General features: G+C 41.8%; 10 protein-coding genes. 6 read left to right on the top strand and 4 right to left on the bottom strand.

Annotated features, from left to right (window positions below; genetic code table 11):
• Positions 1–36: 36 nt before the first annotated feature.
• The 3 genes from QM968_RS08725 to malQ all read right to left on the bottom strand — a co-directional run bounded on the left by QM968_RS08725 (position 37) and on the right by malQ (position 7,178).
• Positions 37–2,847: a GbpC/Spa domain-containing protein gene (locus tag QM968_RS08725; protein ID WP_414383542.1), complete on the bottom strand. Its 2,811-nt coding sequence runs from the start codon at positions 2,845–2,847 to the stop codon at positions 37–39.
• Positions 2,848–3,332: 485 nt separating this feature from the next.
• The gene (gene glgP / locus QM968_RS08720; protein ID WP_049471794.1) at positions 3,333–5,591 is read right to left on the bottom strand and encodes a glycogen/starch/alpha-glucan family phosphorylase; all 2,259 of its coding nucleotides are present in this window, start codon (positions 5,589–5,591) and stop codon (positions 3,333–3,335) included.
• 45 nt (positions 5,592–5,636) lie between these two features.
• Entirely contained in the window at positions 5,637–7,178 is a 1,542-nt protein-coding gene (gene malQ, locus QM968_RS08715) for a 4-alpha-glucanotransferase (RefSeq protein WP_332251622.1), read from the bottom strand.
• 461 nt (positions 7,179–7,639) lie between these two features.
• Between malQ and QM968_RS08710 the strand changes: the two genes are divergently transcribed.
• The 6 genes from QM968_RS08710 to pulA all read left to right on the top strand — a co-directional run bounded on the left by QM968_RS08710 (position 7,640) and on the right by pulA (position 15,216).
• The gene (locus QM968_RS08710; RefSeq protein ID WP_009731884.1) at positions 7,640–8,896 is read left to right on the top strand and encodes an extracellular solute-binding protein; all 1,257 of its coding nucleotides are present in this window, start codon (positions 7,640–7,642) and stop codon (positions 8,894–8,896) included.
• An 81-nt stretch (positions 8,897–8,977) separates the two neighbouring features.
• Positions 8,978–10,273: a sugar ABC transporter permease gene (locus tag QM968_RS08705; protein ID WP_009731885.1), complete on the top strand. Its 1,296-nt coding sequence runs from the start codon at positions 8,978–8,980 to the stop codon at positions 10,271–10,273.
• Position 10,274: 1 nt separating this feature from the next.
• Complete coding sequence (locus QM968_RS08700; protein ID WP_009731886.1) at positions 10,275–11,117, top strand: sugar ABC transporter permease; 843 nt, start codon at positions 10,275–10,277, stop codon at positions 11,115–11,117.
• Positions 11,118–11,345: 228 nt separating this feature from the next.
• Positions 11,346–12,158, top strand: a complete 813-nt coding sequence (locus QM968_RS08695) for a DUF1189 family protein (protein WP_009731887.1) — start codon at positions 11,346–11,348, stop codon at positions 12,156–12,158.
• 11 nt (positions 12,159–12,169) lie between these two features.
• A complete protein-coding gene (locus QM968_RS08690) occupies positions 12,170–13,153 on the top strand; it encodes a LacI family DNA-binding transcriptional regulator (RefSeq protein WP_009731888.1) in 984 nt (327 codons plus the stop codon).
• Positions 13,154–13,161: 8 nt separating this feature from the next.
• Positions 13,162–15,216, top strand: coding sequence for a type I pullulanase (pulA, locus tag QM968_RS08685; RefSeq protein ID WP_414383538.1), 2,055 nt, complete (start codon positions 13,162–13,164; stop codon positions 15,214–15,216).
• Between the two features lie 38 nt (positions 15,217–15,254).
• Here the strand turns inward: pulA and QM968_RS08680 are convergent, their stop codons facing one another.
• Positions 15,255–16,196 carry a YitT family protein gene (locus tag QM968_RS08680; RefSeq protein WP_009731890.1) on the bottom strand — a complete coding sequence of 314 codons (942 nt, stop codon included), beginning with the start codon at positions 16,194–16,196 and terminating at the stop codon, positions 15,255–15,257.
• Positions 16,197–16,257 lie beyond the last annotated feature (61 nt).

Genomic DNA, 16,257 nt, shown 5'->3' with positions numbered 1-16,257 from the left:
TTCTTTATTTAGATGAATGAACGAAAGAAATAAGATTTAATCCTCTTTTTTCTTGCAAGCAAGACCCAATCCAAGCAATCCAGCCATCGCACCTGCAAGAACAGCTGCAGCTGAGCTTTCTGTACCTGTATTTGGAAGCGCAGGTGTTTGTCGTTGCGCAGGTTCTACAGGCTGTTCCGGAACTTCAGGAGTTGGTTTTGTTGGAACCTCTGGAGTTGGAGGAACGATTGGTGTTGGTGGGTTATATGGAGTTGGTGGAGTTGGTGGAACTGGTGTTGGTGGGGTTGGAATGTCTGTTTCCGTTACCACTTTATTCTTATGCCATTTCACTTCAGCTTCCGGTTTCACCGGTTTCGTATTTGGAACGACTTCAGGAGTCGGCGGGGTTGGTTGGGTTGGTGGAGTTGGAGCTTTTGGTTCCTCCACATCGACCGTAATCACAGTGTAGTTAGGTGCTGTTGGCGGAGTTGGTGATTTAGGTTCTTCAGGTTTACTTGGCTCTGCTGGTACTTCCACAACTGTTGGTGTTGGTGGAGTTGGAGCCTTTGGTTCTGTTGGTTTTGTTGGCTCTTTCGGTTTTTCTCCTGGCTCTTTAGGAAGACCTACATTTGAGTTGATGGCAAACCAATAAACCGTTGGTTGACCAGCCGCATTGGCACCATTAGCCGTAAAGACTAAGTGTCCATCTGACATCTTCAAGCCTGCTCCACCATAATAGAGGTATGGAGAAGATGGATTATCCCAACCTTCAAGAGTTGTTGAAGATTCACCGTTAAAGACAGAGCCATGTTCAATATATTGGTTATCTTTAAAGGAAGTCACTTCTTTAGTAGCAGCATCATAAGAAACACTTGAGTTTGGAATTGGAATAAATTTATTATTTCCAACATTTACAGACTCTTGGTGTTCCACGTTTTCAAATTTCTTCTTAGGCGTGAACGTAATTTGACCTGTAGTTGCATCTACTTTGTATGATCCGATAACATCATCCTTACCTTCAAAGGTAAATTCTTCTGTACCAATAGAATGAACACTTCCTGAACCCGAAGCATTTACAGTTAAGGCATCTGTTACTTCTTCCTTCTCAGGAGTTGTACCTGGTGCCCATTTACCGGCTTCAACTTCTACATAACCATAGGTCTGTTTCACAATTTTAAGAGGATTGTCCGCTGAAATGGAAACAGTGGCATCACCAAAGTTTGCTCTTCCTGTTTTAACCTTCACTTCATTGTTTTCAATGCTCATGGATGAACCATCTGCATATGGATCCCAAGTTCCACGAACAGTGTTGCCATTTTTATCTTTGGCTTCTACTGTAAGGGCACGAGGTTTGTCTCCACTATCGACATAGGAAGCACCTGTCCAGTGGTTGAGCGAGTTCAAAGCGACAATGGCATTGCGTTGAGTCAAATCAAATTTATTGCCATCACCATCATAGAATTCAACATCGACAGCAACCTTAACAGGTTTGTCTTGGTCTGTTGAAGCACCCACTGTCATGGTTACCGTTGGATCTGCGTTGACTGCTGCAATCCCTTTGCCATCATTTGATGGAAGACTTAAAATCTCATAACGGTAAATCACACGTTTGATTGGATGCATATCCGTATTTTCACGCATGCTAGACTGATTCAAGTTATCATAGGTCACAACAAATTTGTCGCCTTCCTTCACTTGAATGTATTCAGTTTCATTATTGGCCCAAGGACTAGTTGCTACAATATCTGAAGCTTCCAATTTATTAGAATCATATTGATGGACATTGCTTGTATTTAAACGAGCTTGAGCATCACGAGTAAGATAAGTGCTGATGCCGTCAATGGTGTGCGTTGCTCCACCTTCACGTTGGAAGGTCAAATCTTGAACAGTTGAAACATTTTTAAGGTCAGCATACGCATTGTCTGTCATATATTTGTCGTATGCTTGTTTCGCGTCCGTATATTGTTTTTTGGCAACTTCGTATTCAGCTAATTCCTTTTGATAAGCAATATAGTCATTTTCATACTGTGCTTTTTTAACATTGTATGTGTTAAGATCAGCGTCGTATTTTTTCTTGGCAGCATCTTCTTCTGCTTTCTTAGCAACTAACTTACCATAAGCTTCTTTATCTTTATCGTATTGAGCTTTCTTAGCTTGATATTCTTGTAAATCTTTGTCATATTGCGCTTTAGCTGTATTGTAAACAGCCATTTCCGCATCATACTTAGCTTTAGCTTCTGAATTCGCTTGATCTGCTGCTGCTTTTTCTGCTACTTTGGCATCGTAGGCTGCTTTTGTAGTATTGTACTCTTCTAAAGCTTTATCATAAGCTGCCTTTTCCTGATTGTACTTTGCTGTTTTCTTTTGGTAATCTGCTTCCGCATCCGCATTTCTCTTTTCAATCAATGTGATTTCTTGAGATTTTGCTTCATAATCGGCTTTGGCCTTTTTGTAGTTTTCAACGACTGTGTTGATTTCAGCTGTTTGAGCTTTATTATCTGCTTCTGCTACTGCGATAGATGGTTGAACTTTTTCAGCTTCTTCTGTAACGGTCACACCTTCTGTAGCTGCATCAGCTTTTGCTTTTTCAAGTTCTGGTGATTCTACATAAGTCGTCGTAACTGTTTTATTTCCTTCTGTCACAGTTGTAGATGTCAACTTAGAACTTGTTGAAACAGCTGCATCGCTTGTTGCTGTATCCGTAGTAGTCGCTTCAGTTGCAGGCGCTGTTGCTTCATCTGCTTTCACTTCTGCTCCGTAGGTATTAACAGTAGCCAATCCAGCGATGGCCAATGAAACAACACCGACTGATAACTTACGAATTGAAAATTTTTCCTGCTTCGAAACATGTTCACGATAGCTTTTCATTTTCAAAACTCTCCTTTTTTGTTTAAAAAAATCTCACTGTAGAGGCAAAAATATGCTACTTCCAGTTAACTTCATTGTATCACAATCAACCATTTTTATATATTTGTCAATTTAATTTTTTATTTTACTTTAAATATATAACAACTTGAATCCCCAAACTTTCCTTGCCTTCCCCATCTTTAGTTGAAAATATATGCAAACGCCTGTGAAAAAATCCTTTATTTTCAAGGGTTTTTAAGACACTTTCTCTTTTTATAAATTTCACCGAAAGGCTTTTTAAAGGGAAGTATTTTTTTATACCAATAAATTAGATTTGAAGACTGAAATAAAAATTATGTAATTTTTTCCCTTTAGGGGTTGCAAAATTCAAAAAAACAACACTTTTTGCAGAGTGTCCATTCCCTAAACTAGCTCCATTTCTTCTCCCAAATGAGAAGTAATGAAAAAGACCAAGGTCTTATGGACCTTGGTCTAACAACTAATGATTAGTTTAAGTGCCAGATATCTTCATTGTACTGAGCGATCGTACGGTCAGATGAGAAGAATCCTGCTTTAGCAATGTTTACGATAACTTGATCCAACCATGCATCACGGTCTTCGTAATCAGCCAACATGCGTTCTTTGGTTACAATGTAGTCTTCCAAGTCAAGAAGAGTCATGAACCAGTCTTTGTTGATCAATTCCTTGTGAAGACGAGTCAAGCGTTCCTTGTTACCAACTGCAAGAACGGCATCGCTGATAATGAAGTCTACCAATGGTTTGATAGCTTCACGTTCATAGAAGTCCGCTGATTTGTATGCTGATTTCTCATATAGATCGATTACAGTTTCTGAATCTTCACCGAAGATGTAGATGTTGTCACGTCCAACCAATTCAGCGATTTCCACGTTTGCTCCATCCATAGTACCAAGTGTTAACGCACCATTCAACATGAATTTCATGTTACCAGTACCTGAAGCTTCCTTAGAAGCAAGGGAGATTTGCTCAGAAATATCGCTAGCTGGAATCAAGTAGCTTGCAGCAGTCACGTTGTAGTTTTCTACCATAACGACTTGCAAGTGTGGAGCTACTGCTGGATCGTTTGCAATCACTTCAGACAAGCAAAGGATCAAGTGGATAATATCTTGTGCAATGGTGTAGGCAGGAGCTGCTTTACCACCAAAGAGAACAGTGATTGGGCGAGCAGGGATATTTCCAGCTTTGATGTCCAAGTATTTGTGGATCACATACAAAGCGTTCATTTGTTGACGTTTGTATTCGTGGAGACGTTTGATTTGGGTATCAAAGATAGAGTTAGGATTGATTTCCACACCTTGATGGTCTTTCAAGAAACGAGCCAATTTCCGTTTGTTGTGAGACTTGATGTTTTCCAATTTTGCTTTGACTGCATCTTTATCTTCATAAGAAAGAAGGTCTTCCAATTTAGATGCGTCATGGTGCCAGTCACGTCCGAGGATATCATCCAAGTAGTGTGACAAGGTTGGGTTGGCATGCATGAGCCAACGACGGAATGTGATACCGTTTGTTTTGTTGTTGAATTTTTCAGGGTAAATGTCGTAGAAGGCTTTCAACTCAGAATTCTTCAAGATTTCTGTGTGAAGTGCTGCTACCCCGTTTACGCTAAATCCATAGTGGATATCCATGTGCGCCATGTGTACGCGATCATTCTCATCGATGATTTGAACAGCTGGATCTTTGTATTCAGCGCGAACACGGCGGTCCAATTCTTCAATGATTGGAACCAAGTGAGGAACCACTTCTTGCAAAAATTCAAGTGGCCATTTTTCAAGGGCTTCTGCAAGGATTGTGTGGTTAGTGTAAGCCGTCATGCTACGAACGATAGAGATGGCTTCATCCATTCCAATACCACGTTCTGTCAAAAGACGGATCAATTCAGGGATGACCATTGATGGGTGAGTATCGTTGATTTGGACAACAGCATAGTCAGCAAGGTCATGCAAGTTGCTTCCTTTTTCGATGGCTTCGTCGATGATCAATTGTGCACCGTTTGATACCATGAAGTATTGTTGGAAGATACGGAGCAATTCCCCTTGACGGTTACTATCATCTGGGTACAAGAAGAGGGTCAAGTTGCGAGCGATATCTGTCTTGTCAAAGTTAATACCATCTTCAATAATAGATGAATCAACTGAATCCAAGTCGAACAAACGCAAACGGTTCTTGGTTTCAATCTTGTAACCAGGGACATCGATATCATAAAGGGTAGAAGTCAATGTGAAGTGTGCAAATGGCACTTGGTAGCTACGGCTTGAACGAACGAGCCAGCTTTGGTCAGTCAACCATGCATTTGGAATCGTTTCTTGTTGGTTGTTTTTAAGGACTTGTTGGAACAAACCAAAGTGGTAGTTCAAACCAACCCCATCCCCTGTCAAACCAAGGCTTGAGATAGAGTCGATAAAGCAGGCTGCCAAACGTCCCAAACCACCGTTACCAAGTGATGGTTCCAATTCCACTTCTTCGACTTCGATCAAGTCTTTACCAGCATCTGACAATTCTTTTTTAACATCGTCGTAAAGACCCAAGTTGATCAAGTTGTTAGACAAGAGTTTACCGATCAAGAACTCAGCTGAGATGTAGTAAACTTTTTTCTTACCAGTATTTAATTTCTTTTGAGCGCTTGCTTGCTTCGTGTAATTTAGCAAGGCAATGTACAATTCTTCATTTGAACATTCAGCAATTGTTTTTTGATGATGATCAATCACATATTTTTGTAATGATTCCATGTTGGGAGTCTCCTTTGTTTCAACAATTTTAATAGGGGGGAAAGATTATTTTTTTGCTTTCTTAACTTCTTTTTTCAAGTCTTTGTTTTCACGACGATAGATCGTAGTGAAATCAAGCAATTCTTGCTCGACAGCTGGAGTCAATTGATCCGCTGTCATTCGCCATGACCAGTTACCACCGAGAGTAGATGGGAAGTTCATCCGAGCTGAGCCATCTAACTCAAGCAAGTCTTGCATCGTAGCAATCGCCATGAAGCTGACGGAAGCAAAGACGGTGCGAAGCATAGCATGCGGTACAGATTCGTACTCTTTCCGGTTGGTATAACGAGCAAGATACTCACGAGTTGGATCGTCGATTTCATTGCGGTACCATCCAAGAACTGTGTTGTTATCATGTGTTCCAGTGTACATCACAGAGTTGTTTGGTGCCAAGTGAGGGCTATCGATACTTTCATCGTCAGGATTGAAGGCGAATTGAAGAATCTTCATTCCTGGGAAACCAGTACGTTCGCGAAGCTCAATAACTTCATCCGTCATAAAGCCAAGGTCCTCAGCGATGATGTTCAAATCACCGAGCTCTTCCTTCACGGCTGCAAAGAGTTTGTAGCCAGGACCTTTGACCCATTTACCTGGTGCTGCAGTTTCAGAACCAGCAGGGATTTCCCAGTATGATTCGAAACCACGGAAGTGGTCGATCCGAACGATGTCATAGATCTTGAAGCTTTCACGCAAGCGTTCAATCCACCATTGGTAGCCATCTTTGTCCATTGCTTCCCAGTCATAGATTGGGTTCCCCCAAAGTTGACCAGTTGCTGAGAACTCATCTGGCGGGCATCCTGCAATGCAAGTTGCTTTTCCGTTTTCATCTGTTTTGAAGAGATGAGGATTAGCCCACATGTCACTTGAATCTTCCGCTACATAGATTGGCATATCTCCCACAATTTCAATGTGGTGGTCGTTGGCATAAGCTTTCAAGGCCAACCATTGTTGGAAGAAGAAGAATTGAGTTACACGATGGTAAGTCAATTGATCAGCCAATTCTTCACGGTATTTAGCCAAAGCTTTTGGCTCACGCGCACGAATAGCTGCATCTGGCCACTCTGTCCAAGCTTTCAAATCAAAGTGTTCTTTAATAGCCATGTATTCTGCGAAGAGCTCCAACCAAGAAGCATTGGCTTCGCAAAAGGCTTGGAATTCTTTTTGATCACCTGATTTCAAGAAGTTCGCAACGGCTTTTTCTAAAAGGGGACGACGTTGTTCGAAGATCTTCGCATAGTCTACTTCTATTGGATCTTGACCAAAATCAACACCTTCAACATCAGATGCATCCAAGAGCCCTTGCTCGATAAAGAGATCGAAGTCAATAAAGTGGGTGTTACCTGCAAAAGCTGAGAAAGATTGATATGGAGAATCTCCATAACTGGTTGTTCCGAGAGGCAAAATTTGCCAATACCGTTGCTTGGTCCGAACCAGGAAATCCACAAAATCGTAGGCCGCTTGACCAAACGAACCGATTCCATACTTCCCAGGCAAGGATGAAATGTGCATCAAGACACCACTTTGGCGTTTTTTCATTGAGGGTACCACCTTTAGTTTAATATTTTTTGTTTCAAAGAAAAATAGACGAACCTTCTACACTGTTTCTGATCCAACTCCGACTCTCAGAAAGAATAGAAGAAGCCCAGCCATCAGACATAGAACTGAATTTAACCTATTTATAAATGACTCTAGGTCATCTTTATGCAACGTCCAAGGAAAACGTTTGCGTTACGTGTCCATTATAAAGTATTCCTGCAGTTTATGCAAGAGGTTTCCTAAACTTTTATGATTTTTTCTGCAGATTCACTCCATGCCTAGTTTAACCCTTTCTTATTCTCTTGTCAACTATTTGTGTGTATATAATAGAAGATAAAAAAATTTTAAAAATTTTTGCACAAAGAGCTTGCAAACGTTTTCGCCCTGTGATATACTATTCGTGTTAAGGAAAACGTTTGTCTAAAACGTTTTCAACTAATAATCTTATTTTTATTCTTTAGGAGGAATAAATCATGAAACGCACAATTCTTCGAAGCGCTGCTGTACTTGGTACAGTTGGATTCGCATCACTTCTTTTGGTAGCTTGTGGAGGCAAAAAAGAAGATTCTTCTGCTGCTAGTGAAAACTTGACTGTCTATGTCGACGGTGGATACGAAAAGTACATGAAAGAAGCTGCGAAAGCTTTTGAAAAAGAAAGTGGAACAAAAGTAACTATCAAGACAGGGGACGCTCTTGGTGGATTGGACAAATTGTCTCTTGACAACCAATCTGGTAAAGCGCCAGACGTTATGATGGCACCATACGACCGCGTAGGTGGACTTGGTAACGACGGTCAATTGGCTGAAGTGACATTGAACAAAGACAGCAAGACTGACAAAACAACTGAATCACTTGTAACAAACGGTGGTAAAGTATACGGTGCACCAGCTGTTATCGAAACATTGGTTCTTTACTACAACAAAGACCTCTTGCAAGAAGCTCCAAAAACATTTGGTGAACTTGAAGAATTGGCAAAAGACAGCAAGTATGACTTCGCTGATGAAGCTGGTAAAAACACTGCCTTCCTTGCTGACTGGACAAACTTCTACTATGCATATGGACTCCTTTCAGGTAACGGTGGCTATGTCTTCGGTAAAGATGGTACAGATCCAAAAGACGTTGGTTTGAACAACCAAGGTGCAATTGACGGTATCGAATACGCAAAAACTTGGTACGCTAAATGGCCTAAAGGATTGCAAGACACTAAAAGTGCTGCAAACTTTATCCAAACTCAATTCCAATCAGGTAAGACAGCTGCCATCATCGATGGTCCATGGAAAGCTGCTTCATTGAAAGAAGCAAAAGTAAACTACGGTGTAGCAACAATCCCTACTCTTCCAAACGGAAAAGCTTACTCTGCCTTCGGTGGTGGTAAAGCTTGGGTTATCCCTGCAGGTGCTAACCACCCTGAAGCAGCTCAAAAATTCGTTGACTTCTTGACTTCAACTGATCAACAAAAGGCCTTATACGATAAGACTAACGAAGTGCCAGCTAACACAGAAGCTCGTGAATACGCTGTTGGTAAAAACGATGAGTTGACTGCTGCCGTTGTTAAACAGTTTGAAAATGCACAACCAATGCCAAACATCTCTGAAATGAGTACTGTTTGGGACCCAGCTGCAACTATGCTCTTCGACGCTGTAAGTGGTAAGAAATCTGCTAAAGATGCTGCTGACGATGCTGTTAAATTGATCAAAGAAACTATCGAACAAAAATTCGGTGGCAAGTAATACAGTTCCCAAGGGGCTGGGAGTGTTTCCCAGCCTTTCGCTGTGATGTGGCCTCTGGTCGCTCACTTATAAGGAGTCGATATGGAAACACAACAAAATCCAAAAAAGGCAATGTGGTTATCCCTCATTCCTGGTTTGGGACAAATCTATAACAAACAGAAAGCAAAAGGATACATCTTCCTCGGTGTAACACTTGTCTTTCTCGCATACTTTTTCGGTATTGGTTTGGAGGAATTGTCCAAACTCGTTACCCTCGGTACTGTCCGTGGAAAAGATAATTCTCTTTTTATCTTGATTCGTGGTGCCTTCCACTTAATTATCACCGTCGTTTATTTGATGTTCTACGCCTTGAATATCAAAGATGCGGGTACTGTAGCTAAGCGGATTAATAACGGTATTCGAGTGCCGAAGACCCTAAAGGAGATGGTGAATGCTATCTATGAAAATGGCTTCCCCTATCTCTTGATCATCCCTTCTTATATTGCCATGACCTTTGCAATCATCTTCCCTGTTTTGGTTACCTTGATGATTGCCTTTACCAACTACGACTTTAAGCATACAGCTCGCTTTACGCTCCTTGATTGGATCGGACTTCAAAACTTCACCAACATGTGGACTTTGAGTACCTTCCGTTCTGCCTTTACATCTGTATTGGGCTGGACCTTGATCTGGGCCTTGGCAGCTTCAACACTTCAAATCGTTCTTGGTATCCTGACGGCCATTATTTCCAACCAACCATTCATTAAAGGAAAACGCATCTTCGGTGTTATTTTCCTTCTTCCTTGGGCGGTTCCTGCCTTCATCACGATCTTGACCTTCTCAAACATGTTCAACGATAGTATCGGGGCCATCAATGCGCAAGTCCTTCCGCTCTTTGCGAAGATTTTCCCATTCTTGGATGGGGTTCTCATTCCTTGGAAAACAGATCCTACTTGGACAAAAATTGCTTTGATTATGATGCAAGGTTGGCTCGGCTTCCCTTACATTTACGTCTTGACACTCGGAATCTTGCAATCTATTCCAAACGATCTTTACGAAGCAGCCTATATTGATGGGGCGAATGCTTGGCAAAAATTCCGCAACATTACTTTCCCAATGATTTTGGCGGTTGCGGCACCAACACTCATCAGCCAATACACCTTCAACTTTAACAACTTCTCCATTATCTACCTCTTTAACGATGGTGGACCTGGATCTGTTGGAGGAAATGCTGGTTCGACAGATATCTTGATTTCTTGGATCTATAAATTGACAACGAACTCATCACCTCAATACTCAATGGCTGCTGCGGTTACGTTGATTATCTCTCTGATTGTGATCTCGATCTCGATGATTGCCTTCAAGAAACTGCACGCATTTGATATGGAGGATGTGTAAAATGAAAAATTCAGTTCAATTTAAACGCCGCCTGAATCATTTCTTGACTTACCTCTACTTGGTTGTCCTTTCCATCATCATCATCTATCCCTTGTTGATCACGGTTCTTTCAGCCTTCAAAACTGGTAACGTCAGTGCCTTTACACTTGATTTCAGTGGCAGTCTCAGCTTTGATAACTTCCAAAAACTCTTTACGAATACCCTATATGGTACTTGGTATCTCAACACCTTGATTATCGCCATTATTACCATGGTTGCTCAAACATCCATCATTACCTTGGCAGGGTATGCTTACAGCCGCTACAACTTCTTGGCTCGTAAGCAAAGTTTGGTCTTCTTCTTGATTATCCAAATGGTCCCTACCATGGCTGCTTTGACTGCCTTCTTCGTTATGGCCTTGATGTTGAATGCCTTGAACCACAGTTGGTTCCTGATCTTCCTCTATGTCGGTGGGGGAATCCCAATGAACGCATGGTTGATGAAGGGTTACTTCGATACAGTCCCAATTTCACTTGATGAATCTGCAAAATTGGATGGTGCTGGACACTTCCGTCGCTTCTGGCAAATCGTCCTTCCATTGGTTCGCCCAATGATTGCGGTCCAAGCTCTTTGGGCCTTCATGGGACCTTTTGGAGACTACATCTTGTCTAAATTCTTGCTTCGCGATGAAATCAATTATACGGTAGCTGTTGGTCTTCAGACCTTTATCAGCGACCAAAAAAATCAAAAGATTGCCTTCTTTGCGGCAGGTGCGATTCTGATTGCAGTCCCAATCTGTGTGCTGTTCTTCTTCCTTCAAAAGAACTTTGTTTCAGGCTTGACCGCTGGTGGGGATAAAGGATAAAATAAACTTTTCTATAACCTTCCAGCAATGATGAAAAGAACGAAGTTTCCTCTCGTGCTTTTCTCCCAGTCACATAAATTTTATCTTTAAGGAAAGGATGGGAGTGGGACAAGGATAGCAAGTTGATTGATTTGCTACCGGTCTCTCTCCCATCTTTGGTTAAGGATAAAACCATGTTATGCTCTCCATAAAAGGGAAATCCATCCCGGAGATTAGAAAGGTCTCTTCATGCCCTATCCATTTAATTATTTTTCCAGCCTTTTTCAGGTAAGAAAAGCATTTGCGAACCGCAAACAACTCAACTGGTTCCAAATGATCTTTACCTCACTCTTTCTTCTATCCTTGACCCTGATTCCTGTTTCCGTTCAAAATGCGGAATTACAGACCTACCCCTTAACCACCTTTGTTAGCGATGTCTTTGATCCCTTAACAGAGGATGTTATGAAGGACTTGAAAGAAAATGTCCGTATTGAACAGCATGAACTAGTCTATAACAGTCATTTTGGAGTTCATAAGAACAAAGCTGGCCATGTTATCATTGGTCATCACGAAGGGACTCCATTAGGTGAAAAATTAACCCTCTATTTCGATAAGACCCAACTAGTGATCAGCAGAGAAAATAAAGAACTTGCAAGCATTCCTTATCAGGCAATCAATCAAAAGAGTCTTGAAAACAAAGATGCTTTAAGCCAAGGCATTTCCAAAGATTGGTTCCAAGCCAATCGATTGGCAGTTAGTCTCTTCCTCGTCCTCTTCTCAGGTTTCTTATCTGCTGTGAATTTTGCAATTTTAGTATTTGGAGCTTCCTTCTTCCTCTTCTTGACACGGAAGTCCCGTCTCTTCTCTCTCAAGACCTTCAAAGAATGCTTCAACTTCACTCTCAACTGTCTTGGATTGCCTATTCTTGCGAGCGTCCTGATCAGTTTAGTATTCCACCAAGTCTTTACGACAACCGTCTTGATCCAAAATATCCTATTTGTCTTGTTCCTCGCACTTGCTTTCTATAAGACTCATTTTCGGGATCCAGATTACAAACCTTAGGGAGGTCCTTTATGCGTGTCACCATCAAAGATGTAGCCAAACTTGCTGGCGTTGCACCATCTACCGTTACACGAGTGATTCAAAATAAATCTACCATCAGTGAAGCCACTAAAGAACGGGTTCGTTCTGCCATGAAAGAACTAGATTACCATCCAAACCTCAATGCTCGTAGCTTAGTGAGCCAGTCCAGTCAGGTGATTGCCCTTGTCTTGCCTGATGAGAGTGATGTGTTCTTCCAAAACCCCTTCTTCCCTACGGTCCTACGTGGGATTAGTCAGGTTGCTTCTGATTATGGCTATGCCATTCAGATTTGTACAGGGGCGAATGAAACCCACCGCCTCGATCAACTCAAACAAATGATTTATGGTAAGCGGGTAGATGGGCTCATCTTCCTCTATTCCAAATTGAATGATCCTCTGGTTGACTTCTGTATTCAAGATAAATTTCCTTTCTTGATTTTAGGGAAAGCAACTTCACCTTTTGTATCCTTAGTCGATAACGACAATGTTAAGGCAGCCTTTGACGCGACCGAATATTTTATCAATAAGGGATACCAACACATCGCCTTTGTTGGAGGAAATAAGGAATTGGCCGTTTCTCAAGACCGCTACAAGGGCTACCAAGAAGCTCTTGCTAGTCACCAGATACCTCTCCGTGAGGAATTAGTCAAGTTCTCCTTTGGTTTCTTGCTGGAAGAAAATTCTTACCAAATCATGGATACCCTGCCTTTTGAAGAACTTGAAGCACTCATGACAACGGATATTCTAGTTGCCGAAGGGGTTCGGAGATACCTGAGCGACAAACAAGTCGAACTTCCGATTATTTCCTTCGACTCCATTCAACCGCGGATCCCTATTGACGCCTATATTGATATCAATACGGTTGAATTGGGACGCGAATCTGTCAGAACCTTACTCCAAATTATTAAAGACAACAAGGAAAACAAAACTGTTTGCTACAGACAACTCATTGAACACTCGATTATTGAACTTTAGGAGAACCTATGACCACACACTTTGCAGCTTATTTAGATGACCAAGACTTGATTCGCATGGAAGGAGGAGAGAGCGTAACGGCCTTTCTTCCTTTTACATTGACGTCTGGTTCGAAAACGATTGAACTCTTGCCGACAGAGGAAGAAAAAACTCTTCGAAGCCCCCTTCCCATCGACATGAGTCAAAGCTATACTCTCTCCAACGCTAAAGGAGAAACCTGCCTCCTCCACTACCGCGACATTGTCCGCCAACCCATCTTTGATCAGCTATATGCTTATGATGGAGAGGATTTAGGAGCTCATTACTCAAAAGAAAAAACGACCTTTGCCTTCTGGGCTCCCATTTCTCAAGAGGTTGAGCTCTTGATTAACCAAACTGCCTACCCGATGGAGCGGACAGAAAAAGGAGTTTGGCGTCTAGAACTCGAGGGAGATTGGGAAAAAGCCTCTTACTACTACCAACATCAAGTCAACGGTGTAACCCATATCGTTCATGATCCTTATGCTCTTTCTTCTGAAGCCAATTCAGGAGCTAGCTATGTCATCGACCGACACAAGATTGAACGCCCCATTCAGAGAGCAACGACACAATTGGATCCGACTGAGTCCATTATTTATGAACTGAGTGTCCGTGATTTCTCTGTCCAAAAAGAGGCTGGCTTTAAACATCCTGGAAAATTTACAGCCCTGACAGAATCTCCTCAACTCAATGGTCAGACACTTGGATTTGATTACCTTCGCCATCTTGGCGTCACGCACGTGCAGCTACTTCCTGTCTATGATTTCGGAAGTGTCGATGAAGAGGATCAATGGAAAGCCTACAACTGGGGCTATGATCCTGTCCAATACAATGTGCCTGAAGGAAGTTACGCAAGTGATCCCAACGATCCTTATGCACGAATCCTGGAGCTTCAAGATACCATCGCTACCTATCACCAAGCCAACCTCAGTGTCATCATGGATGTCGTCTACAACCACGTTTACAAGGCAGATGAATTTGCTTTTGAGCGGATTGTCCCAGGCTATTTCTATCGCTATGACCAAGACCGCCAACGAACCAATGGGACCTTCTGTGGCAATGATGTAGCTAGTGAACGAGCTATGGTTCGGCGTTATATCAAACAGTCCCTCAGACAATGGGTAGAGCTATACGGCTTTGATGGTTTCCGCTTTGACCTGATGGGGATTTTGGATATTCAAACCATGACAGAGATTGCAGAGGAACTCCGAAGCCTCTATCCCAACATCTACCTCTATGGAGAAGGTTGGAAGATGGATACAGGGCTCTCTGAAGACCAGCTCGCTCACCAGTACAAAGCAAAAGCATTACCAGACTTTGGCTTTTTCAGTGATAATTTCCGGGATACGGTCAAGAGAACACTCCTAGCCGGTCACCGTCGTGACAGTCAGCATCCAGCCAATGATTTCGCTAACATTCTAACGGCAAATGTCGGAAAGGTGGGGCCTGCTCATTTCATCCAACCCCAACAAGCCATTCAATACGTCGAATGTCATGATAACGCAACTGTTTTTGATTATTTCCAAATTGAAAAGGACCAGATTCGTCTAGAGGAGAGAAAAGCTCTCTCACGATTAGCTCTTCATTTAGTGTTACTAGCGCAAGGAGTGCCGTTTATCCATGCTGGTCAAGAATTCTATCGCACAAAAGGGCTCGAAGACAACACCTATAACCTGCCAGATCATCTCAACCGATTGGACTGGACAGCCCTTTCAAACTGCCAAGAAGAAATTGCTTTTATTAAAGAATTGATTGCTTATCGAAAATCGCAGCCACTCCTTCGTTTGAGAAAAGGGCTAGAGATTCGAGACTTCTGTGATCTTAAATGGTTGTCTGATCATCATTTTATCTATACCATTGAAAAAGATCGCAAGAAAATAACAATTCTCGTCAATATCGGTGATCAAGAAATAACCTATCAACATGCGAGCGATAGTCAACTGCTTTTTGCCTATCCTCAAGCCAAGCTCCACACGCCTATTCCTAAAGGGAAAGAACTTTCTCTTTCTGCCCATAGTTGGATCTTACTCTACGAAGCCAGTTAAACAAAACAAGGCCACCACAACATGTGGGGGCCTTGTTTTTATTCTTCCGTTTCCAAAAAGTATCCAATAATATGAACATTTTCAGAAATGGTGATAAAAGCTTGAGGATCAGCTTTTTTCATGATGTATTTAAATTCATTAAACTCTGCACGCGTAATAACTGTCAGTAGAACCGCTTTTTCTTGATGGTTATAGGTTCCTTCTGCATTGTGGATGATCGTCGCTCCTCGATTCAATTTTTTATGAATCTTTTCAACAATAGCATCTGGATGGCTCGTCACGATCATGGCCTGCATGCGTTTTTGCTTGGTGAAAACAGCATCTGTTACGCGACTTGATACAAAGATGGTAATCATAGAGTATAGAGCATACTTCCAACCAAACGTCAGACCAGCAATCAACATGATGGTCCCGTTTACAAAAAAGGAGATGCTCCCAACATTCTTTCCAGTGCGTTTTCGAATCGTCAAACTGACAATATCTGTTCCCCCACTGGAGATATTGCTCCGAAGGGCAAAACCAATTCCTGTCCCCATGACAACCCCACCAAATAGAGCATTCATAATCGGATCATTGGTCAAAGTGACCACCGGTACAAGCTGAATAAAGAGGGAACTCATCGAAACCGTAATAAAAGTAAAGATGGTAAATTTATGGCCAATTTGATACCATGCTACAATCATCAAGGGAATATTAATGGCATAAAAGGTTAATGAGACCGGTATCGTAAAACCAATAAAGCGTTGACTTAAGACAGATAAAATCTGAGCTAGTCCTGTAGCACCACTGGAGTAGACATGTCCTGGTTGGAAGAAAAAGTTGACAGCAATTGCCGATAGGAACCCATACAGCAAGGACGCCGATACTTTTTCATCGTATTTCTCCCGGGAGATACTCTTCATCACGCGCAATAATTTGATGTTATATGCTAATCTCCGCATATTATAACGAAAGATCTTGTAAAAGCGAGTTTTTTTCATTTTTAATCCATTGATTAGAAGAAAAGGAAAATCTTAGAGCAACTAATTTCAAGACTTTCCT

The sequence above is a fragment of the Streptococcus sp. OMI870 genome (genome assembly GCF_047460295.1).
Taxonomy (GTDB): Bacteria; Bacillota; Bacilli; order Lactobacillales; family Streptococcaceae; genus Streptococcus.
The sequence above is the reverse complement of the archived record's forward strand: the minus strand, read 5'-3'. Positions and strand labels throughout refer to the sequence as shown.